The sequence below is a fragment of the Solidesulfovibrio sp. DCME genome, assembly GCF_049995385.1.
Classification (GTDB): domain Bacteria; phylum Desulfobacterota; class Desulfovibrionia; order Desulfovibrionales; family Desulfovibrionaceae; genus Solidesulfovibrio.
Window position 1 is genome coordinate 2,460,001 of sequence record NZ_CP188261.1, and the last position, 21,225, is coordinate 2,481,225.

A 21,225-nucleotide genomic window follows, 5' to 3' on the forward strand; every position below is an offset into this window, starting at 1 on the left:
GCGCCGGCGTCGAGGGTATGACCCGTCCGGTGATCGGCATTTTCGGCGGCACGTTCAATCCCGTGCACGTGGGCCATGTGCGCGCCGCCATCGAAGTGGCCGAGGCGCTCTCCCTGGCCGCCGTGGAATTCGTGCCCGCCGCCCGGCCGCCGCACAAAAACGGCGAGCCGGTCCTCGATTTCCCCCTGCGCCTCAAACTTTGCCGCCTGGCCCTGGACGGTCTGTCGGGCTTTTCCGTCAATACCATGGAAGCCGACCGGCCCGGGCCGTCCTACACCCGCGACACCCTGGCCAGCCTTGGCCGGGCGCGGCCCGACGAGGACTTCTGCTTCATCCTGGGCATGGGCGACCTGCTCAGCCTGCCGACCTGGAAGGACGGCCTGCGCCTGGGCCGGCTGGCCCATCTGGCCGTTCACGCCCGGGAGGGGCTCGGCCTCGAACACTTCGGTCATTTCCTCGCCGCCCGGGCCGCGGACATGGAAGCCGCGCCCACGGCCGACCCCGCCGTCTGGGAACTGCCCGGCGGGCGCCGCCTGACCTTCGTCCCCGTGGCCCGGCTGGACGTGTCGTCCTCGGACATCCGGGACCGCTGGCGGTGCGGCCGGCGCATCCATGGCCTCGTCGGCGAGGCCGTGCGCCACGAACTCGAAACCCATGCCGCGGCGGTGACCGCCGGCTGGAGCCGGCCGGTGCCGGCCTGACCCCGGGAAGACGTATTTTGCAAACCATCCCGACCCCTTTTCGGCGCACCGTCTATGTGCTGTCCGCCCTGCTTTTCGTGGCCCTCGTCGTCGCCCCCACCGCCGACCGGTTCCTCAAGTTCGCCCCGCGCACCCTCGTGGCCGAAGCCGGCGGCGCCAAACTCGTCACCGTGACCGGCGACCCCGACACCTGGGCCAAGTGGTTCAATACCGTGCGGCGCGGCTATCTGGAGCGCCACTACAACCTGCGCACCATGCTCATTACCTGGAACAGCTTTTTGGACACCTTCGTCCTGGCCTCCACCTCGACCAATTCCCAGGTGGTGGCCGGCAAGGACCACTGGCTGTTCCTGGCCCAGGACGGCTCGCGCAACATCATCGAGGACGCCCGGTCCGCCGATCCCTTGCCCGAACCCTCGGTGGACGTGATCGCCCGGGAAATGGAGCGCCGCCGCCAGTGGCTGGCCGCCCGGGGCATCCGCTACCTCGTCATCGTGGCGCCCAACAAGAACACCGTCTATCCGGAAAAACTGCCCGACGCCCTGCGGCCGCGCAAGCCGGAAAGCCACCTGTCCCAGTTCGTCGATTACGTGCGCGAGGCGACCCAGGTCGACATCGTGGACGTGACGGCGGCGCTCATGGAGCAAAAAAAACACGATCAGGTCTTCTATATCACGGACAGCCACTGGAACGCCAACGGCGCGTTCGCGGCCTATACGGAGATCATCCGGCACATCGTCAAGGATTTCCCGCAGGTCAAGCCGCTGACGCGGTCCCAGTTCGAAGTGGAGCGGTTCGACTGGCTGCCGGGAGATCTGGCCAACATGATCGGCCTGTCCGATCATCTCAAGGAAGACCGCATCATGTACGTCAACAAGGACTGGTACACCGCCCGGGGCGCGTCCTATTCCGGCAGCATGGATCCGCATTACTTCGAGGAGCCGCAGTACTCCTACACGGGCAACGCCTCCCTGCCCAACGCCCTCGTCTTTCACGACTCGTTTTGGTGGGAACTGCTGCCCTTTGTCGCCGAATCCTTCAACAAGGCCCTCTATGTCTGGCTGCGGCCCCAAAGCGAGTCCGAGTTCCGCTTTTTCGACACGGCGCTCGTCGAACGGGAAAAGCCGGACATCGTCATCGACGAATACACCGAGCGTTACATCCTGCCGCCCCTGCGCGGCCGGTTCCAGATCAAAAACGCCGTGGCCGCCGCGCCTGGAAAATAGTGTCGCGACCGGCCGGCGCCTTTACAACCGGTTCGGGAATTCGTAAAAGGAAAAAGGAAATACGGTTACGCCGCGCCCCGCGCGAGGAGTTCCCCCCCTTTTTATGGAACACGATACGCCTGCCTCGTCCCCGGCCGATGCCCCGGAACCTCCGCAATTGTCTGTCCTGAGCCGGCCCTCGCCGAGGGGGATGCGTCCATGGTGACCCTGATCGTCTCCGTGAGCCTGGCCATCCTGGTGTCCGCCTTCTGCTCCATGAGCGAGGCGGCTCTCTATGCCGTGCCCTGGAGCTGGATCGAGCGGCTGCGTAAGGACGGCCGCCAAAGCGGCGAGATTCTTTATAACCTGCGTGTGAACGTGGAAAAGCCCATCACGGCCATCCTGACGTGTAACACCATCGCCAACACCGCTGGCGCGGCCGTGGCCGGCGCGGCCGGGGCGGCGGTCTTCGGCCCGGACGAGTTGTGGCTTTTCACCGCCGGCTTCACCGTGCTCATCCTGGCCTTTGGCGAGATCCTGCCCAAGACCGTGGGCGTGACCTACAGCCGCACGGTTTCCGTGCTCATCGCCGCGCCCATGAAATACATGATCCTAGCCCTGCTGCCCATCATCTGGGCGGGTGGCTGCCTGGCCAGGCTCGTTTCACGCAAGCACCGCGACCCCCTGTCCTCCGAGGAGGACCTGCGGGCCGTGGTCAGCCTCACCCGGCGCGAGGGCATCATCAAGCCCCTGGAAGAGCTGTCCATAAAAAATATCCTGTCCCTGGACCGCAAGACGGCCAGCGACATCATGACCCCGCGCACGGTCGTCTTCTCCCTGCCGGCGCAGATGACCGTGGCCGAGGCCAGGGGCATCCGCCGGGGCGTGTGGCCCCACAGCCGCATCCCGGTCTACGACGCCGACGACCCCGAGAACATCGTGGGCATCGTCTACCGCCGCGAGGTCCTCGAGGCCCTGGCCAACGACCAGGACGACGTGCGCCTGTCCGACCTGGCCAAGCCCGTGCGCTTCGTGCTCGACACCATGACCCTGGATCGGGTACTGGTAAAATTTCTGGAATCGCGTATGCACCTCTTCGTCGTTCTCGACGAATACGGTGGGGTTTCCGGCGTGGTCAGCCTGGAGGACGTGCTGGAAGAGATCCTGGGCAAGGAGATCGTCGACGAAACCGACCAGGTGGCCGACATGCGCGAACTCGCCAAGACCCGGCGCGAGGAGCTCCTGCGCCAGATGCGCGACCGCAAGGACGCCGCCATTCCCTAGGAACCCCAAACGGACGCACGCATGGCCAAAAAAAGCAACGCTCCCATGTACCTTGTGGCCCTGGTCCTCTTTCTGGGCGGACTCGGCTATCTGCTCTCTTCGGGCCTGGGCGAGAACACCGCCTATTTCCTCAACGTCTCCGAGGCGCTGGCCATGAAGCCCGCCGACCTTTCCAAGGCGCGGCTTTTCGGCACCGTGGCCGAGGACGGCATCGACCGGCCGGCCGACGCCCTGGGCGTGAGTTTCCTGCTCGTGGACAAGGACCAGGCCGCCAAGACCATCCGGGTCGATTTCAAGGGCGCCGTGCCCGACACCTTCAAGCCCGGTGTCGAGGTCATCGTGGAAGGCGGCGTCAATCCCGCCTCGGGCGCCTTTGCCGCCAATACCCTCATGACCAAGTGCCCGTCGAAGTACCAGAAAGAAAACCGCGGCTAAGCGTAGGGGCTGCCGCCGGCCGGTCGGGACGGACCGGTTGCGGGCGGCCCGTTCCCCGGCCCTCGCTGCCGGCCCGCGCCGTGATCCGGCCGGCCGGGCGGACGGCCATTGAAGCGACAAAGGAGCCTTGATGCACGTTACGGCGTATTTTGCCCTGCTTATGGCCATGCTCGTCTGCCTTTCCGGCGCGGCCACGGCCCTTTTCGGCCTGTGGAAGCGCGACACCTCCAGGCTTTTGCTCATCGAGCGCGCCCACCACGCGGTTTTGGCCGCCGTGCTCCTGGCTTCGGCCATTTTGACCCTGGCCCTGTGGCGCCGCGACTTCTCCTTTGTCTACGTGGCCGAATACACCGATACGCTGCTGCCGCTTTTCTACGCCGTCACCGCCTTCTGGGCCGGCCAGGCCGGGTCGCTGCTGTTCTGGATGCTGGTTTTGGCCGTCTTCGGCGCGGGGTTTGCCTTCTCGCGGGCCTACAAGGACTTGCAGCCGGCCACGCGCTGCGCCTATTGGCTGTTTTTCTACGTGGTCGAGGCCTTTTTCCTGCTGCTTCTGACCGGCCCGAGCAACCCCTTCCTCGAGGCCGTGCCGCCCATGCCCCAGGGCCGGGGGCTCAATCCCCTGCTGCGCAACCCCGGCATGATCTTCCATCCGCCGCTGTTGTTCCTGGGCTACGCCGGCTACGCCATCCCGGCCTGCCTGGGGCTGGCCGCCTGGCTTGTGGGCGAGAAGCGCTCCTTCGCCGCCGCCTCCCGCAACGTTTCCATCCTGTCCTGGATATTCCTCACCGCCGGCATCGTGCTCGGCGGCTGGTGGTCCTACATGGAGCTCGGCTGGGGCGGCTACTGGGCCTGGGACCCGGTGGAAAACGCCTCGCTCATTCCCTGGCTGGTGGGCACGGCCTCCCTGCACACCTCCATCGTCGAGCGGCGCACCAGGGCCTTGCCCAAATCCAACGTGGCCATGGCCGTGGTCACCTTCGTCACCTGCATCCTGGGCACCTACCTGGTGCGCAGCGGCGTGGTCGAATCGCTCCATGCCTTCGGCGAGGGCGGCGTGGGCGGCCCGCTGCTGCTGTTCATGATCTTTTCCCTGGTCGTGCTGGCGGCCACGCTGCTGGCCGGCGCACCCTATTTCGAGGGCCGGTTCAAGCCCTTGGCCACGCTGGTCAGCGTACCGGGCTTTCTGGTCATCCTGGCCTGGCTCATGCTGGCCCTGGCCGCCGTGGTGTTCCTCGGCACCCTGTGGCCGGTCATCAGCAAGCTGTGGAGCCAAAACCCCGTGGGCCTGGACGCCGGCTTCTACAACCGGGTCTGCCTGCCGCTGTTCGCCCTGGTCACCTGTCTCGTCGCCTTTTGTCCGCTCATGTCCTGGACCGAAGGCCTGCGCGACAAGGCCGGCCTCGGCGTGACCCTGGGCGGGCTGGCCGGCGGCGGGGCGATCCTTTATGCCCTTGGCCTGCGGCTGCCCGTGGCCCTTTTCGCCGGCGCGGCCGCCATCGCCGCCCTGGCCTGCGCGCTCTATGTCTTTGTCCGCCAGCGCCATGCCCGCAGCCTGTCCGGGGCCCTCGGCGCCTACGGCGTGCACGTCGGCCTGGCGCTAGTCACCCTGGGCGTGGCCTTTTCCGGCCCCTACCAGGTCAGCAAGGAAGCCGTGCTCACGCCGGGCCGCACCATGGACGTCGGCGGCTTCACGCTCACCTACAAGGACCTGGAGCAGGAGCAGAACCCGGCCATGACCATCGCCCGGGCCCGCATCGACGTGACCCGGGGCGGCCAGCCCGTGGGCGAGCTTACCCCCGAGCGGCGCATCTACACCGGCTTCGAGCAGCCCTTCGCCGAGGTCTCCACCATTCCGTCGCTTGGCGACGAGCTCTACGCGACGCTGTTGAGCGCCACGGAAAAGAAGGCCGCCAGCATCAAGATCAGCGTCAATCCCCTGGTCAACTGGGTCTGGATCGGCGGGGCCATCATGTGCCTGGCACCCTTTTTGAGCCTTCGCCGGCCGAAAACCGGAGGGGAGCGGGGGTAGCATGGCCGGCGCCCTGGCCCGTTTGCATCGGGTGAGCCGGTTTTTCGGCGAGCGCGCCGTGTTGCGCGGCATCGACCTGGACATCGAACCCGGCCGGGTGGTGCTTGTCGTCGGCCCCAACGGCGCCGGCAAGTCGACCCTGCTGCGCCTGGCCGCCGGGCTCATGCCGCCAAGCGAAGGCGAGGTGGAACTGGCCTTGGCGCCGGGCGAGATCGGCTACGTCGGCCACCGCACGCTCATCTACCCCAAGCTCACCGCCCGGGCCAACCTGCGTTTCTGGCTGCGGCTCGCCGGCCGGCCCCGCGACGACGCCACCGTCCTGGCGGCCCTTGCCCGGGTGGGGCTGGCCGGTTTCGCCGACGAGGAGGCCGGGGTGTTTTCGCGCGGCATGTCCCAGCGCCTGAGCCTGGCCCGGGTGTTTTTGACCGCCCCGAAACTGCTGCTCCTCGACGAGCCGGGCACGGGCCTGGACCCGGCCTCGGCCGCCATGCTGCGCCGGGAGATCCGCGCCGCCGCCGAGGCCGGCGCGGCCGTGCTCTGGGTCAGCCACACCATCGGCGCCGACCTGCCCGCCTGCGACCGGGTCCTGGTCATCAAAGACCGCCGCATCGCCGCCGATGTCCCGGCCGCGGCCTTCGACCCGGCCGAACTGGCCGGGGAGGGCGTATGCTGAGGGCCGCCTGGGCCATTGCCGCCAAGGACCTGCGCCTGTCCCTGGCCGGCGCCCAGGGCCTGGTCCAGACCGTGCTCCTGGGGCTGCTGCTCATCTTCATCATGAGCCTGTCGCGCGAGCCCGGCGAGATGTCGCCGCCCCTGGCCGCCGCCGCCGTCTTCTGGCTGGCCACGGCCTTCGGCCAGGTGCTTGTGTTCAATTATCTCTACGGGCTGGAGGAGGCCGAGGGGGCGCGCCTGGGGCTGCTGCTCGCGCCCTGTCCGGTCCAGGCCGTGTGGCTGGGCAAGGCCGTGGCCGGCTGGGTGTTGCTTTTTTGCTGCCAGATGGTATTCGCCCCGGCGGCGGTGGCCTTTCTCGGCCAGTCCGTGGCCGGCTCGCTGGCCGTGGGCGTTGGTGTCGTGGCCGCCGTGGATTGGGGCTTGTGCGTCCTGGGGTCGCTGCTGGGCGCCTTGGCCGTGGGCCGGTCGTCGCGGGAGTCGCTTTTGACGGTGATCCTGTTCCCGCTGCTCATTCCGGTCTTGCTGGCCGGCATCCGGCTCCTGGAAACCGTGATTTCCGGCCGGGGCCTGGAGGCCGTTTCCGCCTGGGCCGGCACGGTGGGGGCCTTTGACGCGGTCTTTACCGCCGCCGCCCTGATCCTCTTTCCGTTTCTCTACACCGGGGAGGAATGACGCTTCCATGATCGAGCTTTGCGCCCTGGCCGCGGCCGCCTTGTCCATCCTGGCCCAGTGGGCCATCTGGTTTGACGCGCCCGTGGAGGCGAGCATGGGCGTGGTGCAGAAGATTTTCTACACCCACCTGCCCATGGCCTGGTGGTCCTTCGTGAGCTTTTTCGTCGTGTTCGTGGCCTCGATCCTCTACCTCGCCAGGCGGCGCCCGGTGTATGCCCGGCTGGCCGGCGCGGCCTGCGAGGTCGGCGTGCTGTTCTCCGGCCTGGCGCTTATAACCGGCATGTGCTGGGCCAGGCCCATCTGGAACGTCTGGTGGACCTGGGACCCCCGGCTCACCACCACGCTGGTCATGTGGTTCATCTACGCCGCCTACCTGCTCCTGCGGGCCTCGGACGTGGGCGGGGGGCGCAAGGACGCGGTCCTGGCCGTCCTTGGCGTGGTGGCCTTTCTCGACGTGCCGCTTGTTTTCATTTCGGCCCGCTACTGGCGCAGCATCCATCCGGCCGTGTTCGGCCCCCAGGGGGGCGGCATGGAGCCGGAGATGTGGCGGGCCATGATCGCCAACCTCGTGGCCATGGGCCTGCTGTGGCTGGCCCTGCTGGTCTTGCGCACCCGCCAGCTGGGCCTGGCGGCGACGCTGTCGGGCCTTTCCCGGCGGGCGCGGTAAGGAATCGACCATGGGAAAAGAAGTGTACCTGTTTGCCGCCAACATCCTTGTCTGGGTCGGCATCGGCTGTTACGTCGCCTTTTTGGCCGTCTCCCAGAAGCGGCTGCGCAAGCGGCTCGAGCGCCTGGAGGGTTTGCATGACGATTGATCGCCCCGGCGGCCCCAATGCCTCCGGCCGCATGGTGCTGGCCTTTTTGGGCTTTGTGCTGCTTGTGATTTTCGGTGCCTCCTTTGTCTACCGCCTAGAGCGGCCAAGCCTCGAGGTGCACCAGAAGAAATCCCAGGCCACCATGCCGGACGCCATGAGCCAGGCCATGAACGGGCCCATGAAGGAAGTCATGGCGCTGATGCAAAAGCTCCAGGAAAACCCCGATGACCCGGGCCTGCAACTGGCCATGGCCGAGCGTTTCATGGCCATGGGCTCGTTCGACCGGGCCAAGGTCTTCCTGGACAAGGTCGCCAAGGTGCGCCCCGACGATCCGGATGTGCTCAACGCCCTGGGCGTGACGCTGTACAACCTCAAGGACCAGGATGGGGCCAAGGCCGCCTTCGAGGCGATCCTGTCCCGCAACGCCGGGGATTACCGGGCGCTTTTCAACCTGGCCCTGCTCAACAAATACGCCCTCGAGCAGCCCGAAAAGGCCGCCGCCGGTTTCAAGGCCGTCATCGCCTCGCCCGAGGCCGATCCGGAGACCAAGGCCACGGCCCGGAAGGAATTGGAGGGCAAGGCGCCCCAGTAGGTTTCCGCTGGGCCGGCAGGGCCGGCCAGGGGCGGCGGGGTAAGGCCGGGCCTTGGCGGGCGACCCCGGGGCGCCCGTAGCCCAGGCGACCGGCCGCAGGCCGCAATCTGGGCAAGGGGAGGCGGCGATGCGCAAGCGACGTGCGTTCTTGGCCATGGGGCCGTATCTGGCAGCCTGGCTCATGGCCTTGGCCCTGGCCCTGGCCCTGACCCTGACCTTGGCCCCGGGCGCGGCCCAGGCGGCCGGGGCCGTCCGGATCGCCGTGGCCGCCCCCCTGACCGGCCCGGTGGCCGCCGCCGGCGACGACATCAAGGCCGGCGTGGTCATGCGGGTGGAAGCGGTCAACGCCGCCGGCGGCATCGGCGGAAGGCCAGTCGAGCCCGTTTTTTTCGACGACCTGTGCGAACCGCGCGAGGCGGCCCTGGTCGCCGCCTCCATCGCCAGGGACCCGGACATCGTCGGCCTGGTCGGCCACATGTGTTCCTCGGCCCACTTGGCCGCCTTGCCGACCTACGTGCGCGAGGGCCTGCCCGTGGTCACGCCCACGGCCACAAGCGTGGTCATTGCGGCCAAAAACCGGGACGAGGACGGCCGGGTCTGGTCGTTTCGCACCGTCTACCGCGACGATTTCCAGGGCAAGTTCCTGGCCAAGTACATGGCCAAGGTCCTGGGCCTGCGCCGGGCCGCGCTGCTTTATGAGAACAACGACTACGGCCTTGGCCTCAAAAAGGCCTTTCTCAAGCAGGCCAGGCGCCGGGGCCTGGCCGTGGTCGCCGTGGAGGCCTACAAGAAGGGCGACCTGGATTTCACGGCCCTGTTGACCAAGGTCAAGGCCGCCGCTCCCCAGGGGCTTTTCATCGCCGGCTACTACGCCGAAGGGGCGCTCATTGCCGACCAGGCGCGAAAGATCGGCCTGGCCGTGCCCAAATTCGGAGCCGACGCCCTGGACAGCCCGGACTACATCCGCCTGGCCGGCGCCGGCGCCGAGGACACGTACCTGACCGCGCCGGCCCTGGACGCGACGCCCGGTTCCGCCGCCGCCCGGTTCGTGGCGGACTTCAAGGAACGTTACCACCGGGAGCCGACCTGGATGGGCGTCTACGCCTACGACGCCGCCGGGGTCCTGCTGGCGGCGGCGGCGACCGGCCCCGACCGGGGCAGGATTCGGGCCGCCCTGGCCGCCAGGGCGGCCGAAGCCGACGGCTTTGCCGGCATCACCGGCCCGATTTATTTCGACGCAAACGGGGATTGCCAGCGACCGGCCTTCGTCAAAATGGTGCGAAACGGCGCTTATGTGCCGGCGCCGCAGCAGTTGGAGTGAGCTTCCGTTGCCTTTTTTGGCGATTTGGTGAATGCTTGCCGGATCGGCGCGGGGCTTGTCCGCACCAGGCCCGTGACGCGTCTCGCGTGACGAAACTGGGGAACAGGTGCGAGGAAAGGGAATCCCAACGGGAGGAAAGGTGCTATGCGCAGCAGGATGTTTTCGCGGTCCATCGCCCTCGTGGCGGCATTGGGCCTGGCCCTGACCGCCGGCCTGGCGTCGGCCGCGGACACGATCAAGATCGCCGTGCCCTCGCCCTATACCGGCAGCGCCGCCGGTTTCGGCGAGAACGTCAAGGCCGGCGTGGTCATGAAATTGGAAGAACTCAATGCCGCCGGCGGCGTGAACGGCAAGAAGATCGAGGCCGTCTACCTCGACGAGCAGTGCGAGCCCCGCGAGGCTGCCACCGTTTCCTCCTCCATCGTCAACGACGAAGCCATCGTCGGCATCGTCGGCCACCTGTGCTCCTCGGCCCACCTGGCCGCCCTGCCGGCCTACGTGCGCGAAGGCATCGCCGCCATCACGCCCACGGCCACCAACGTGTCCATCAGCACGAAGAACAAGGACGAGCAGGGCAAGGCCTGGTCGTTCCGCAACGTCTACCGCGACGACTTCCAGGGCACCTTTCTGGCCGACTACATCGACAAGGTCCTGGGGCTTAAAAAGGTGGCCGTGTTCTACGAGAACAACGACTACGGCATCGGCCTCAAGGACGCCTTCGCAAAAGAGGCCAAGAAGCTCGGCCTGAGCGTCGTCGGCGAGGAAGCCTACAAGAAGGGCGACCAGGACTTCACGCCCCAGTTGACCAAGCTCAAGGCCGCCGCGCCCCAGGGCCTTTTCATCGCCGGCTACTATCCCGAAGGCGCGCTGATCGCCGACCAGGCCAAGAAGATCGGCCTCAGCGTACCCAAGTTCGGGGCCGACGGCTTCGACAACGCCGACTATATCAAGCTCGGTGGGGCCGCCGCCGACGACACCTACCTGACCGCCCCCTTCCTGGCCGAGACCGCCGGCCCCGACGCCAAGAAATTCATCGACGCCTTCAAGGCCAAGTACAACCGCGAGGTTGACTGGATGAGCGCCAACGCCTATGACGCGGCCGGCATGCTCGCCCAGGCCATCGCCAAGGCCGGCCCGGACCGGGCCAAGATCCGCGACTACCTGGCCGGCATGAGCTCCCCCGAAAAGGGCTACAAGGGCGTCACCGGCGTCAACTATTTTGATGCCAACGGCGACTGCCAGAAACCCGCCTTCGTCAAAATGGTCAAGGACGGCAAGTTCATCCCCGCGCCCAAGCAGATGAACTAGGCGCGAGAGGCAAAGGCTTCATAGCGAACAGGCTGGACCGGGTTCCAGCCTGTTCGCGTTAAAGCCCGGGCGCAACACTCTACCTCGTTTCGGAGCGGACGTTGCTCGAACAACAGCTCGTCAACGGATTCACCCTGGGCCTGATCTACGCGCTCATCGCCGTGGGCTACACCATGGTCTACGGCGTCATCGAACTGATCAATTTCGCCCACGGCGAAATCTACATGCTTGGGGCCTTCCTGACCCTGTCCTTTATTTCCTTGGGCCTGCCCTTGCCCCTGGCCGTGCTTTTGGCCATGCTGGCCACGGCCGCCATCGGCGTGCTCCTCGACGTGATCGCCTACCGCCCCCTGCGCGAGGCGCCGCGTCTGGCCGCGCTCATTACCGCCATCGGCATGTCCATCTTCCTGCAAAACCTGGCCATGATCATCTGGGGCAGCCGGCCCCTGCCCTTTCCCCGCCAGGCCCTGCCGGCCTTTTTCGCCGAACCGGCCCTGAATTTCGCCGACGTCACCATCAGCTGGATGCAGGTGACCATCTACGTCGTGGCCCTGGTGCTCATGGTGGGCCTAAACCTCATCATCACCAAGACCCGCACCGGCACGGCCATGCGCGCCCTGGCCCAGAACCGTACCGCGGCGGCGCTCATGGGCATCAACGTCAACCGCCTCATTTCCTTCACCTTTGCCCTGGGGTCGGGCATGGGGGCCGTGGCCGGGGTCATGGTCTCCATGTATTACAACACCATGTACCCGACCATGGGCTACCTGGCCGGGGTCAAGGCCTTCGCCGCGGCCGTGCTCGGCGGCATCGGCTCCGTGCCGGGAGCCATGCTCGGGGGCGTGGCGCTGGGCATCGCCGAAACCCTCGGCGCGGGCTACATTTCCTCGCCATACCGCGACGGCGTGGCCTACGCGGTCATGATCCTGGTCATCATCTTCCGCCCGTCGGGGTTCCTCGGGCGGTCCATGGTGGAAAAAGCCTAACCCGGACGGCCGGGTTGCGCCGGCCGCCCATACCCCGATCGGAACGAGCATGCGCGGCGCACTCAAGACACTTGCCTTCCTCCTGGCGGCGGCGGCCCTGGCCTACCCGCTCCTGCCTTTCCGGGACGTCTACGTCCTGCACGTCCTGGTCCTGATCATGGTCTACATGGTCCTGGCCATGGGGCTCAACATCCTGCCGGGCTTTTGCGGCCTGCTGGATCTGGGCTTCGTGGGCTTTTACGGCATCGGCGCCTACACCGCCGGGCTTTTGACCATCCACTACAACATGTCGTTCTGGCTGATCGTGCCCTTGGCCGCCATAAACGGCGCCCTGTTCGGGGTCATGCTCGGCGTGCCCACCCTGCGACTGGTCGGCGACTACTTCGCCATCGTCACTTTCGGCTTCTCCGAGCTGGTGGTGCTGTTTCTCACCAACGAGATATGGCTCACGCGCGGGCCGCTCGGCATTCCCGGCATCGCCCCGGTGGACATCAACTTCACCTGGCTGGCTTCGCTGCTCGGCGTCGACGCCCGCTGGCGCTACGCCTTCCGGGGCGAGGTGCCGTACTATTACCTGGGCGCGCTCATGGTCCTGCTCGTGTACTTCGGCATGCGCCGGCTGGAGGATTCGCGCCTGGGCCGGGCCTGGCTGGCCATTCGCGAGGACTCCATGGCCGCCGCCTCCTGCGGCGTGGATTTGCTGGCCTACAAGGTCATCGCCTTTGCCGTCTCGGCCGGCATCGGGGCCATGGCCGGCGCTTTCTTCGCCCGGTGGACCCTTTTCATCTCCCCGGACATGTTCAAGTTCTGGGAATCCTTTCTGGTGTTGTGCATGGTCGTGCTCGGGGGCCTGGGCAACATCAACGGCGCCCTGGTCGGCGCGGTCATCCTCATCGCCCTGGGCGAAGTGCTGCGGGTCGCCCTGCCCAGGCTCGGGCTGCCCACGGAAACCCGATTTCTGGCCTACGGCCTCATCATGGTGCTGATCATGCGCTATCGCCCGGCCGGCATCTTCACCCAGGTAGCGGAAACGACCATGCAAAGCGGACTCATCAAGGAATTGCGCGCAAAGCTTGCCGCGCGGCGGACGGCGTAATATGGAGCATATTCTGAAAGTGGACGGGGTGAGCAAACGCTTCGGCGGCCTGCTCGCCCTGGCCGACGTGTCCTTCGCCGTGGAGCGGGGGGCCATCCTGGGGCTCATTGGCCCCAACGGCGCGGGAAAGACCACCATGTTCAACTGCGTGGCCGGCATCTACAAGCCCACCGAAGGCCGCATCCTCTTTGCCGGCGACGGCGGGGAAAAGGACGTGGCCGGCAGGAAGCCCGAACGCATGACCGCCTTGGGCGTGGCCCGGACGTTCCAGAACATCCGGCTGTTTTCCTCGCTCACCGTGCTCGACAACGTCCGCATCGGCCGCCACTGCCGCACCGCGGCCAACTTCTTCGGCGCCGTGCTGCGCACCCGCTCCCAGCGGGCCGAGGAGCGGCGCATCGTGGACGACGCCATGGAATGCCTGGATTTCGTGGGCCTGGGCGAGCAGGCCCTGGCCCAGGCCTCCAGCCTCTCCTACGGCGACCAGCGCCGCCTGGAGATCGCCCGGGCCCTGGCCACCGGGCCCAGGCTCCTGCTGCTGGACGAGCCGGCCGCCGGTATGAACCCCCGCGAAACCGAGTCCCTGGTCGACCTCATCCACGCCATCCTGGCCCGGGGCGTCACGGTGGTGCTCATCGAACACGACATGAAGCTGGTCATGCGCATCTGCAAGCACCTGGTGGTCCTGGACCACGGCGTGAAGATCGCCGACGGCACCCCCCAGGAGGTGCGCCAAAACCCCGACGTCATCGAGGCCTACCTCGGCAAGGGGGCGGCCCATGCTTGAGATCGAGGGCATCCACACCTTCTACGGCAACATCCAGGCCCTGCGCGGGGTGACGCTGCGCATCGAGGCCGGCGAGATCGTGACGCTCATCGGCGCCAACGGCGCCGGCAAGACCACCACCCTCATGAGCATCTCCGGTGTCACCCCGCCCAAACAGGGCAGGATCACCTTTCTTGGCCAGGACGTCACCCGGCTGTCCACGGAACGCATCGTGTCCCTTGGTATCACCCAGGTCCCCGAAGGCCGCATGATCTTCCCGCGCCTGACGGTCAAGGAGAACCTGCTCATGGGCGGTTACCTGCGCCGGGACAAGGCCGGGCTCAAATCCGACGAGGACAAGGTCTACGACCTGTTTCCGGTCCTGCGCGAGCGGCGTTCCCAGATGGGCGGCACCCTTTCCGGCGGCGAGCAGCAGATGCTGGCCATCGGCCGGGCGCTGTTGGCCCGGCCCAAGCTCCTGCTCCTCGACGAGCCGTCGCTGGGGCTGGCGCCCCTGGTGGTGGAAAACATTTTCGAAATCATCCGGCAGATCAACGCCGACGGCGTGACCGTGCTTCTGGTCGAACAGAACGCCCAGATGGCCCTGCAGATCGCCCATCGCGGCTATGTGCTGGAAACCGGCGCCCTCACCCTGGAGGGGCCGGCCAAGGACCTCTTGAGCGACCCCAAGGTGCGCTCGGCCTATCTTGGCCTGGACTAGAAAAGCCTCCCCCCCGGGGAAGGAGCGACGCGCAATGGAAAAAATCATCGAAACCGGGCTCACCTTCGACGACGTGCTGCTGTTGCCGGACTATTCCGACGTGCTCCCCGACGAAGCCGACGTCTCCTCCTGGCTGACCCCGGAGATCAAGCTCAACATCCCCCTGGTCAGCGCGGCCATGGACACCGTCACCGAGTCCCGCATGGCCATTTCCCTGGCCCGCAGCGGCGGGGTGGGCGTGGTCCACAAGAACATGTCCATCGCCGACCAGCGCCTGGAAGTGGAGAAGGTCAAAAAGTCCGAATCCGGCATGATCATCTCGCCCATTACCGTGCCGCCCGAGATGACCGTGGAGCAGGCCCTGGTCGTCATGGGCGAATACAGCATCTCCGGCCTCCCCGTGGTCGACGGCGACACCCTGGTCGGCATCGTCACCAACCGCGACGTGCGCTTCGTCAAGGACTCCGTGACCAAGGTCCGCGACGTCATGACCCGGGAAAACCTCAAGACCGTGCCTGTCGGCACCACCCTCGAGGAAGCCAAGCACCACCTGCATCAAAACCGCATCGAAAAGCTGCTGGTCGTCGACGAGAACAACAAGCTGCGTGGGCTCATTACCATCAAGGACATCGAGAAGATCCGCAAGTACCCCAATTCCTGCAAGGACGCCCACGGCCGGCTGCGCGTGGGCGCGGCCATCGGCGTCGGCGCCGACCGCGACGAGCGGGCCGAATCCCTGCTCGCCGCCGGGGCCGACTTCCTGGTCCTCGATTCCGCCCACGGCCATTCGAAAAACATCCTCGACGCCATCCGGGCCATCAAGGCCGCCTTCCCGAACTGCCAGCTCGTGGCCGGCAACGTCGGCACCTACGAGGGGGCCAAGGCGCTCATCGCTGCCGGGGCCGACGCGGTCAAGGTCGGCATCGGGCCGGGCTCGATTTGCACCACCCGGGTGGTGGCCGGCGTGGGCGTGCCGCAGATCACGGCCATCATGGAGGCGGCCAAAGCCTGCCGCGAAGCCGGCAAGCGGCTCATCGCCGACGGCGGCGTCAAGTTCTCGGGCGACATCGTCAAGGCCCTGGCCGCCGGCGGCGACACGGTCATGATGGGCGGGCTTTTCGCCGGCACCGAGGAAAGCCCTGGCGAAACCGTGCTCTACCAGGGCCGCACCTACAAGATCTACCGCGGCATGGGCTCCATCGACGCCATGCGCGAGGGCAGCTCCGACCGCTACTTCCAGGAAAAATCCAAAAAGCTCGTGCCCGAGGGCATCGTCGGCCGCGTGCCGTTCAAGGGGCCGGTCACCGACAGCCTCTACCAGCTCGTCGGCGGCCTGCGCTCCGGCATGGGCTACTGCGGCTGCGCCACCATCACGGACTTGCAGGAAAAAACCAAGTTCGTGCGCATCTCGCCGGCCGGCCTTCGGGAAAGCCACGTCCACGACGTCATCATCACCAAGGAAGCCCCCAACTACCGCGTGGAGACCTACTAGCATGCCCGCCACCGATACCGTCGTCATCCTGGACTTCGGGTCCCAGTACACCCAGCTCATCGCCCGCCGCGTGCGTGAGGCCGGCGTGTACTCGGAAATCCATCCCTGCACCGTCACGGCCAAGGACGTCGCCGCCCTGAAGCCCAAGGCCCTCATCCTGTCCGGCGGCCCGTCCAGCGTCACCGACGCCGACGCGCCACCCTTCGACCCGGCCGTGTTCGACCTGGGCCTGCCCACGCTTTGCATCTGCTACGGCATGCAACTGCTCGCCCACACCCGGCCCGGCGGGGCGGTGGCCGCCTCCACGGACCGCGAATACGGCCGGGCGGAGCTTTCCATCCTGGCCGACGTGCCCCTTTTCGCCGGCCTGCCCCGGGAGGGGGCCCACACGGTCTGGATGTCCCACGGCGACAAGGTGACCGCGCCCCCGGCCGGGTTTGTCGTGGCCGCGCGCACGAAAAACGTGGACATCGCCGCCCTGGCCAACGTCGAAGCCCGGGTCTACGCCCTGCAGTTCCACCCCGAGGTGGCCCACACCGAGGACGGCGAGCGCATCCTGCACAACTTCCTGTTCCATGTCGCCGGGTTGACCCCGGGCTGGACCATGGCCGGCTTCGTCGAGACGGAGCTTAAGGTCCTTCGCGAAAAAGTCGGCGACGACGAGGTGGTCTGCGCCCTGTCCGGCGGCGTGGACTCCACGGTCGTGGCGGTCATGCTGCACAAGGCCATCGGCAAAAAGCTCCACTGCATCTTCGTGGACAACGGGCTTTTGCGCCTGGGCGAGGGCGAGGAGGTGGCCGCCTACCTGCGCGAGCACTTCGACCTCAACCTCCATTACATCGATGCCGCCAGGCTCTTCCTCGACCGCCTGGCCGGGGTGACCGACCCGGAAGTCAAGCGCAAGATCATCGGCACGACCTTCATCGAGGTCTTCGAGGCCGAGGCGGCCAAGCTCCCCAAGGTCAAGTACCTGGCCCAGGGCACCCTTTATCCCGACGTCATCGAGTCCGTGTCCTTCAAGGGGCCTTCGGCCGTCATCAAAAGCCACCACAACGTCGGGGGCTTGCCCGAGCACATGAAGCTTTCGCTCATCGAGCCGTTGCGCGAGCTGTTCAAGGACGAGGTCCGCAAGCTCGCCGTGGAGCTTGGCATGCCGGATTTCATCATCTGGCGCCATCCCTTCCCCGGACCCGGCCTGGCCATCCGCATCATCGGCGAGGTGACCGAGGAACGGCTTGAGATTTTACGCCGAACGGATAAGATCGTGCAAAACGAGCTTGCCGCCTCGGGTTGGTACCGCAAGGTCTGGCAAGGCTTCGCCGTTTTGCTGCCGCTTAAGACCGTCGGGGTCATGGGCGACGGCCGCACCTATGAAAACGTGGCCGCCATCCGGGTGGTGGACAGCCTGGACGCCATGACGGCGGACTGGACACGGCTGCCCTCGGAACTGTTGGCGTCCATGTCGAACCGCATCATCAACGAAGTCAAGGGCGTCAACCGCGTGGTCTTCGACGTCTCCTCCAAGCCGCCAAGCACCATCGAGTGGGAATAGGCGCTGCGTTTCAACCCCGGCTGACGCTGGCAACAAAGAGTAGGACTATGTTCGGCATCGGTTCCACGGAGCTTCTGGTCATCCTGGTGGTGGCGCTTATCGTCATCGGCCCCTCCAAGCTGCCCGACATCATGCGGACCCTGGGCAAGGGCATGGCGGAATTCCGCCGCATGAGCACGGACGTCAAATCGACCCTGGAGGCCGAGGTGGACCGGGCCGATCGCGAGCAACGCCAGGCCGAGGCCAAAAAGGAACTCTATCCGGAAAAGGCCGCCGAGGCCGCCCCGGCCGCCTCCACGCAGCCGGCCGCCAAGCCGGCCGAGGCCGCCCCGGCCGGCAAGCAATCCCCAAGCGCCTGACCGCAAAAGCCGGGAAGGGCGGCGAGGCTTGGAATGGCGGGCCGGCGCCCGCCGCGTGAAAACCCTCTTGCCGAACGCCGCCCGGCGGCGGTCGGGGAGCGACATGAACGAACGTTTCGGGGCCTATTCCCGGGAGACCGGGGAAACGCGCGTGGCCGTGGAAATCGGGCTCGATGGCTCGGGCGCGGCCGCCGTGGATACCGGCTACGGTTTCGCCGACCATATGCTCAACCTGCTGGCCTTCTGGGCCGGCTTCGACCTCAAGCTCACCTGCCGGGGCGACCTGGAGGTCGACGCCCACCATTCCCTGGAGGACGTGGCCATCTGCCTCGGCGAGGCCTTGCGCCAGGCCCTGGGCGACCGGGCCGGCATCGCCCGGGTGGGCGTGGCCAAGGTGCCCATGGACGAGGCCTTGTGCGAGGCGGTGGTGGACCTGTCCGGCCGGGCCTATCTCGTCTACCGCGAGAACGTGCTGCCGCCGGTGATCGCCGGCGAGGAAAAGGATGTGTGGCGGGAGTTTTTCAAGGCCTTCTGCCACGCCGCCCGGGCCAATGTGCACATCCATTACGAGTACGGACAAAACGGCCATCATCTGGTCGAAGCGGCCTTCAAGGCGTTGGGATTGGCCCTGCGCCGCGCCACGGCCGTTGACGGGGCCAGGGTGCCGAGCACCAAGGGGAGCCTGGACTGATGCGAAACAAACTGTTTGCGCTTGTTGTCGTCGCCTGCGCGGCGACCGCGTTCCTGTCGACGGGCTGCGTGCGACGCACCGCGCCCACGGCCAAGGCCCCGGTTGCGACGGACGCCGCCACCTCGGCCGTGGCGTTTTTGGGCAAGACCTTCGTGGTCGCGCCGTTTACCATCCCGACGTCCGACACCGAGCTGCTCTCGGGCTATCTGCCGTCGGGCAACCATGTGCCCGAGGTCGTGCCGGTCCATCTCGACGCCGCCCTGGAACAGGACCTGGCCGGCTCCAAGCAGACCATCCTCCCGGCCAAAATGGCCGCCGGCTGCGCCCGGTCCGCCGCGCGGGGCGAGGAGTCCGGCAGGCTTGCCACCATCCGCTACTGGCAAAACGTGGGCAAATGCGCCGGCGCGGACTTCGTGGTCGTGCCGCAGGTCATGGACTGGACCGAGCGCGACGGCTCGGAAGTCGGCGCCACCCGCCCGGCCAGCGTGGATTTGAGCCTGACGCTGCTCGACACCCGCACCGGGGCCCTGCTCAAGAAGTACCATTTCGAGGAAACCCAGCAGACCCTTTCGGCCAACATCCTCGAGGCCCAGAAGTTCGTGTCCCGCAGCGGCCGCTGGCTCTCGGCCATGGAACTGGCCCAGGAGGGCCTGAAAAAGGGCCTGGCGGAGCTCGGCCTGTGATCCTCTTCCCGGCGGTCGATATCAAGGACGGCCAGTGCGTACGCCTCAAACAGGGCCTGGCCGAGGAAGTGACGGTCTTTTCCCCCGATCCCGTGGCCATGGCCCGGCATTGGGCCGACCTGGGCGCCCTGTGGCTGCACCTCGTCGACCTCGACGGCGCCTTTAGCGGGCTGCCGCGCAACTTCGAACTGATCAAGGCCATCTGCGCCGGGGTATCCATCCCGGTGCAGCTCGGCGGCGGCATCCGCGACGCGGCCACGGCCGCCGCCTACCTCGAGGCCGGCGTGCGGCGCCTGATCATCGGCACCCTGGCCCTGGCCGAACCCGAGGCCTTCGCCGCCATCTGCGCCGCCCATCCCGGCCGGGTGGGCGTGTCCCTGGACGCCGTGGACGGCCGCCTGAAAGTGAAGGGCTGGGTCGAGGACGCGGGGCTTACCGTCGAGGACGTGCTGCCCCGGCTGGCGGAGCAGGGCGCCGCCTTCGTCGTCTACACCGACATCAGCCGCGACGGCATGCAGACCGGGGTCAACACGGCCGCCCTGGAGCGGCTTTTGGCCCTGACCGACCTGCCCGTGCTCCTGGCCGGCGGCGTGGCCACGCTCGACGATGTGAAAACCCTTTTTCCGTATTCCCGAAAAGGGCTCCAAGGCGTCATCACCGGCCGGGCCATCTATGCCGGAACCCTCGATTTCGGCCAGGCCATGGCCTATGTCGCCAGCCAGTCCGAGGAGGTCGCATGACAACCATGAAGGTCGAGGGCATGCACTGCCCCAAATGCGTCGCGTCCGTGACCAAGGCCCTGTCCGAGGTCCCGGGGGTTTTAAACGTCAGCGTGAACCTGGACAAAGGAGAGGCCACTTTTGACGGCGACGCCGCCCACGCCGCCCTCAAGGCGGCCGTGGACAAGATCGGCTTCATCCCCGGGGCCATCAAGTAGGCTGATGGCAACCATGCCTGCGTGTACCGGCCGTCGCGGGCTTCGCGGCGGCCGGTTTTTTGTGGCCGCGCTGGCCGTGTTGCTTGCCCTGCCGGGCCTGTCCCTGGCCGGTTGGGGGGCCGCGCCCACCTCGCGGGGAGTTGACGGCAACGGGTTGCCCGGGGGGCGCCAGGCCACGGCGCCGGCTGCGACCGTGACCGTGGCCCGGGTCTTCGACGGCGACACCTGCCGCCTGGCCGACGGCCGGGTGCTGCGCCTGGCCGGCGTGGACGCCCCGGAAACGGCCCATGGCGGCGCGCCGGCCCAGTATTATGCGGCCGAGGCAGCGGCGGCGTTTGCGCGGCTGGTGACGGGCAAGCCCCTGGGCCTGGTCGTCTCCGGCGACGGCGGCGACCGCTTCGGCCGGCTGCTCGGCGATTTGCGGCTCCCTGACGGCACGAGCGTCACCGAAGCGCTCCTGGCCCGGGGGGCCGTTTTCGTCTTCTGGCACCGCGACATGGCCGAGGTGGATTTCGAGCGGTTGCTGGCCGTCCAGCGCCGGGCCATGGGGACGGGGCAGGGGATGTGGCCGCGCCTTTTGGACGGCCCGCCGCCGGCCAGGCCCTTTGTCGGCAACGCCAATTCGCGGCGCTTCCACGCCTGGGACTGCCCCGAGGCGGCCCGGGTAAGCCCGCGCAACCGGGTGTTGCTGCGGAACCTTGGCGACGCCTTTGGCCGCGGCTTCGCCCCGGCCCGGGAATGCACGCCCTGGCCGGCGGCGAGGCGGGGCCAGGGCCCGGCGCCAGACGGATAAACCTTGACGCGGCGGCTTTTTTGGACCATCCCTAGTTGCCGCAAGAGCCCTTGCGTTCCGACCCGTCCGGAAACCGGCGCGTTTCCGTCGCGACGGGGTCGGATATTAAACTACC

Annotated in this window: 24 protein-coding genes; all 24 read left to right on the top strand. The window is 67.3% G+C overall.

The features are described 5' to 3' along the window. The first annotated feature begins 17 nt into the window (after window positions 1-17). The 24 genes from nadD (at window position 18) to ACP59X_RS10670 (ending at window position 21,110) form a co-directional block, all read left to right on the top strand. On the top strand, window positions 18-701 hold the full coding sequence (nadD, locus tag ACP59X_RS10555) for a nicotinate (nicotinamide) nucleotide adenylyltransferase (RefSeq protein WP_428569112.1): 684 nt from the start codon (window positions 18-20) through the stop codon (window positions 699-701). Between the two features lie 17 nt (window positions 702-718). Continuing rightward, window positions 719-1,927: an alginate O-acetyltransferase AlgX-related protein gene (locus ACP59X_RS10560; protein ID WP_428569115.1), complete on the top strand. Its 1,209-nt coding sequence runs from the start codon at window positions 719-721 to the stop codon at window positions 1,925-1,927. A gap of 198 nt (window positions 1,928-2,125) precedes the next feature. Continuing rightward, window positions 2,126-3,190 carry a hemolysin family protein gene (locus ACP59X_RS10565; protein ID WP_428569118.1) on the top strand — a complete coding sequence of 355 codons (1,065 nt, stop codon included), beginning with the start codon at window positions 2,126-2,128 and terminating at the stop codon, window positions 3,188-3,190. A 21-nt stretch (window positions 3,191-3,211) separates the two neighbouring features. Beyond that, complete coding sequence (locus tag ACP59X_RS10570; RefSeq protein ID WP_428569120.1) at window positions 3,212-3,625, top strand: cytochrome c maturation protein CcmE; 414 nt, start codon at window positions 3,212-3,214, stop codon at window positions 3,623-3,625. Between the two features lie 130 nt (window positions 3,626-3,755). Continuing rightward, window positions 3,756-5,654, top strand: coding sequence for a heme lyase CcmF/NrfE family subunit (locus ACP59X_RS10575; RefSeq protein WP_428569123.1), 1,899 nt, complete (start codon window positions 3,756-3,758; stop codon window positions 5,652-5,654). 1 nt (window position 5,655) lies between these two features. Further along, the gene (gene ccmA / locus ACP59X_RS10580; RefSeq protein ID WP_428569126.1) at window positions 5,656-6,327 is read left to right on the top strand and encodes a heme ABC exporter ATP-binding protein CcmA; all 672 of its coding nucleotides are present in this window, start codon (window positions 5,656-5,658) and stop codon (window positions 6,325-6,327) included. Then, on the top strand, window positions 6,321-6,998 hold the full coding sequence (locus ACP59X_RS10585) for a heme exporter protein CcmB (RefSeq protein WP_428569129.1): 678 nt from the start codon (window positions 6,321-6,323) through the stop codon (window positions 6,996-6,998). The genes ccmA and ACP59X_RS10585 overlap by 7 nt, the downstream gene beginning before the upstream one ends. 7 nt (window positions 6,999-7,005) lie before the next feature. Further along, window positions 7,006-7,665: a cytochrome c biogenesis protein gene (locus ACP59X_RS10590; RefSeq protein ID WP_428569132.1), complete on the top strand. Its 660-nt coding sequence runs from the start codon at window positions 7,006-7,008 to the stop codon at window positions 7,663-7,665. 10 nt (window positions 7,666-7,675) lie between these two features. Further along, the gene (locus ACP59X_RS10595; protein WP_428569134.1) at window positions 7,676-7,813 is read left to right on the top strand and encodes a CcmD family protein; all 138 of its coding nucleotides are present in this window, start codon (window positions 7,676-7,678) and stop codon (window positions 7,811-7,813) included. After that, window positions 7,803-8,405, top strand: a complete 603-nt coding sequence (locus tag ACP59X_RS10600) for a tetratricopeptide repeat protein (protein WP_428569136.1) — start codon at window positions 7,803-7,805, stop codon at window positions 8,403-8,405. The genes ACP59X_RS10595 and ACP59X_RS10600 overlap by 11 nt, the downstream gene beginning before the upstream one ends. Window positions 8,406-8,532: 127 nt before the next feature. Continuing rightward, on the top strand, window positions 8,533-9,726 hold the full coding sequence (locus tag ACP59X_RS10605) for an ABC transporter substrate-binding protein (protein WP_428569139.1): 1,194 nt from the start codon (window positions 8,533-8,535) through the stop codon (window positions 9,724-9,726). Window positions 9,727-9,870: 144 nt separating this feature from the next. Next, a complete protein-coding gene (locus tag ACP59X_RS10610; RefSeq protein ID WP_428569142.1) occupies window positions 9,871-11,034 on the top strand; it encodes an ABC transporter substrate-binding protein in 1,164 nt (387 codons plus the stop codon). Between the two features lie 101 nt (window positions 11,035-11,135). Then, window positions 11,136-12,020 (top strand): branched-chain amino acid ABC transporter permease, encoded by an 885-nt coding sequence (locus ACP59X_RS10615; RefSeq protein WP_428569145.1) that lies wholly within the window; start codon window positions 11,136-11,138, stop codon window positions 12,018-12,020. 49 nt (window positions 12,021-12,069) lie between these two features. Beyond that, window positions 12,070-13,116: a branched-chain amino acid ABC transporter permease gene (locus ACP59X_RS10620; protein WP_428569150.1), complete on the top strand. Its 1,047-nt coding sequence runs from the start codon at window positions 12,070-12,072 to the stop codon at window positions 13,114-13,116. Window position 13,117: 1 nt separating this feature from the next. Further along, window positions 13,118-13,903 carry an ABC transporter ATP-binding protein gene (locus ACP59X_RS10625; RefSeq protein ID WP_428569153.1) on the top strand — a complete coding sequence of 262 codons (786 nt, stop codon included), beginning with the start codon at window positions 13,118-13,120 and terminating at the stop codon, window positions 13,901-13,903. Next, a complete protein-coding gene (locus tag ACP59X_RS10630; RefSeq protein ID WP_428569156.1) occupies window positions 13,896-14,603 on the top strand; it encodes an ABC transporter ATP-binding protein in 708 nt (235 codons plus the stop codon). The genes ACP59X_RS10625 and ACP59X_RS10630 overlap by 8 nt, the downstream gene beginning before the upstream one ends. Before the next feature lie 34 nt (window positions 14,604-14,637). Continuing rightward, entirely contained in the window at window positions 14,638-16,095 is a 1,458-nt protein-coding gene (gene guaB / locus ACP59X_RS10635; RefSeq protein ID WP_428569159.1) for an IMP dehydrogenase, read from the top strand. A gap of 1 nt (window position 16,096) precedes the next feature. Continuing rightward, a complete protein-coding gene (gene guaA / locus ACP59X_RS10640; RefSeq protein WP_428569162.1) occupies window positions 16,097-17,647 on the top strand; it encodes a glutamine-hydrolyzing GMP synthase in 1,551 nt (516 codons plus the stop codon). 47 nt (window positions 17,648-17,694) lie between these two features. Next, window positions 17,695-18,006 carry a Sec-independent protein translocase protein TatB gene (gene tatB / locus ACP59X_RS10645; protein ID WP_428569167.1) on the top strand — a complete coding sequence of 104 codons (312 nt, stop codon included), beginning with the start codon at window positions 17,695-17,697 and terminating at the stop codon, window positions 18,004-18,006. A 103-nt stretch (window positions 18,007-18,109) separates the two neighbouring features. After that, window positions 18,110-18,697, top strand: a complete 588-nt coding sequence (gene hisB / locus ACP59X_RS10650) for an imidazoleglycerol-phosphate dehydratase HisB (RefSeq protein WP_428569170.1) — start codon at window positions 18,110-18,112, stop codon at window positions 18,695-18,697. Next, entirely contained in the window at window positions 18,697-19,380 is a 684-nt protein-coding gene (locus tag ACP59X_RS10655; RefSeq protein WP_428569173.1) for a hypothetical protein, read from the top strand. The genes hisB and ACP59X_RS10655 overlap by 1 nt, the downstream gene beginning before the upstream one ends. After that, the gene (gene hisA / locus ACP59X_RS10660) at window positions 19,377-20,120 is read left to right on the top strand and encodes a 1-(5-phosphoribosyl)-5-[(5-phosphoribosylamino)methylideneamino]imidazole-4-carboxamide isomerase (protein WP_428569176.1); all 744 of its coding nucleotides are present in this window, start codon (window positions 19,377-19,379) and stop codon (window positions 20,118-20,120) included. The genes ACP59X_RS10655 and hisA overlap by 4 nt, the downstream gene beginning before the upstream one ends. Further along, a complete protein-coding gene (locus ACP59X_RS10665) occupies window positions 20,117-20,317 on the top strand; it encodes a heavy-metal-associated domain-containing protein (protein ID WP_428569180.1) in 201 nt (66 codons plus the stop codon). The genes hisA and ACP59X_RS10665 overlap by 4 nt, the downstream gene beginning before the upstream one ends. A 13-nt stretch (window positions 20,318-20,330) precedes the next feature. Next, on the top strand, window positions 20,331-21,110 hold the full coding sequence (locus tag ACP59X_RS10670; protein ID WP_428569183.1) for a thermonuclease family protein: 780 nt from the start codon (window positions 20,331-20,333) through the stop codon (window positions 21,108-21,110). The last annotated feature ends 115 nt before the right edge of the window (window positions 21,111-21,225 follow it).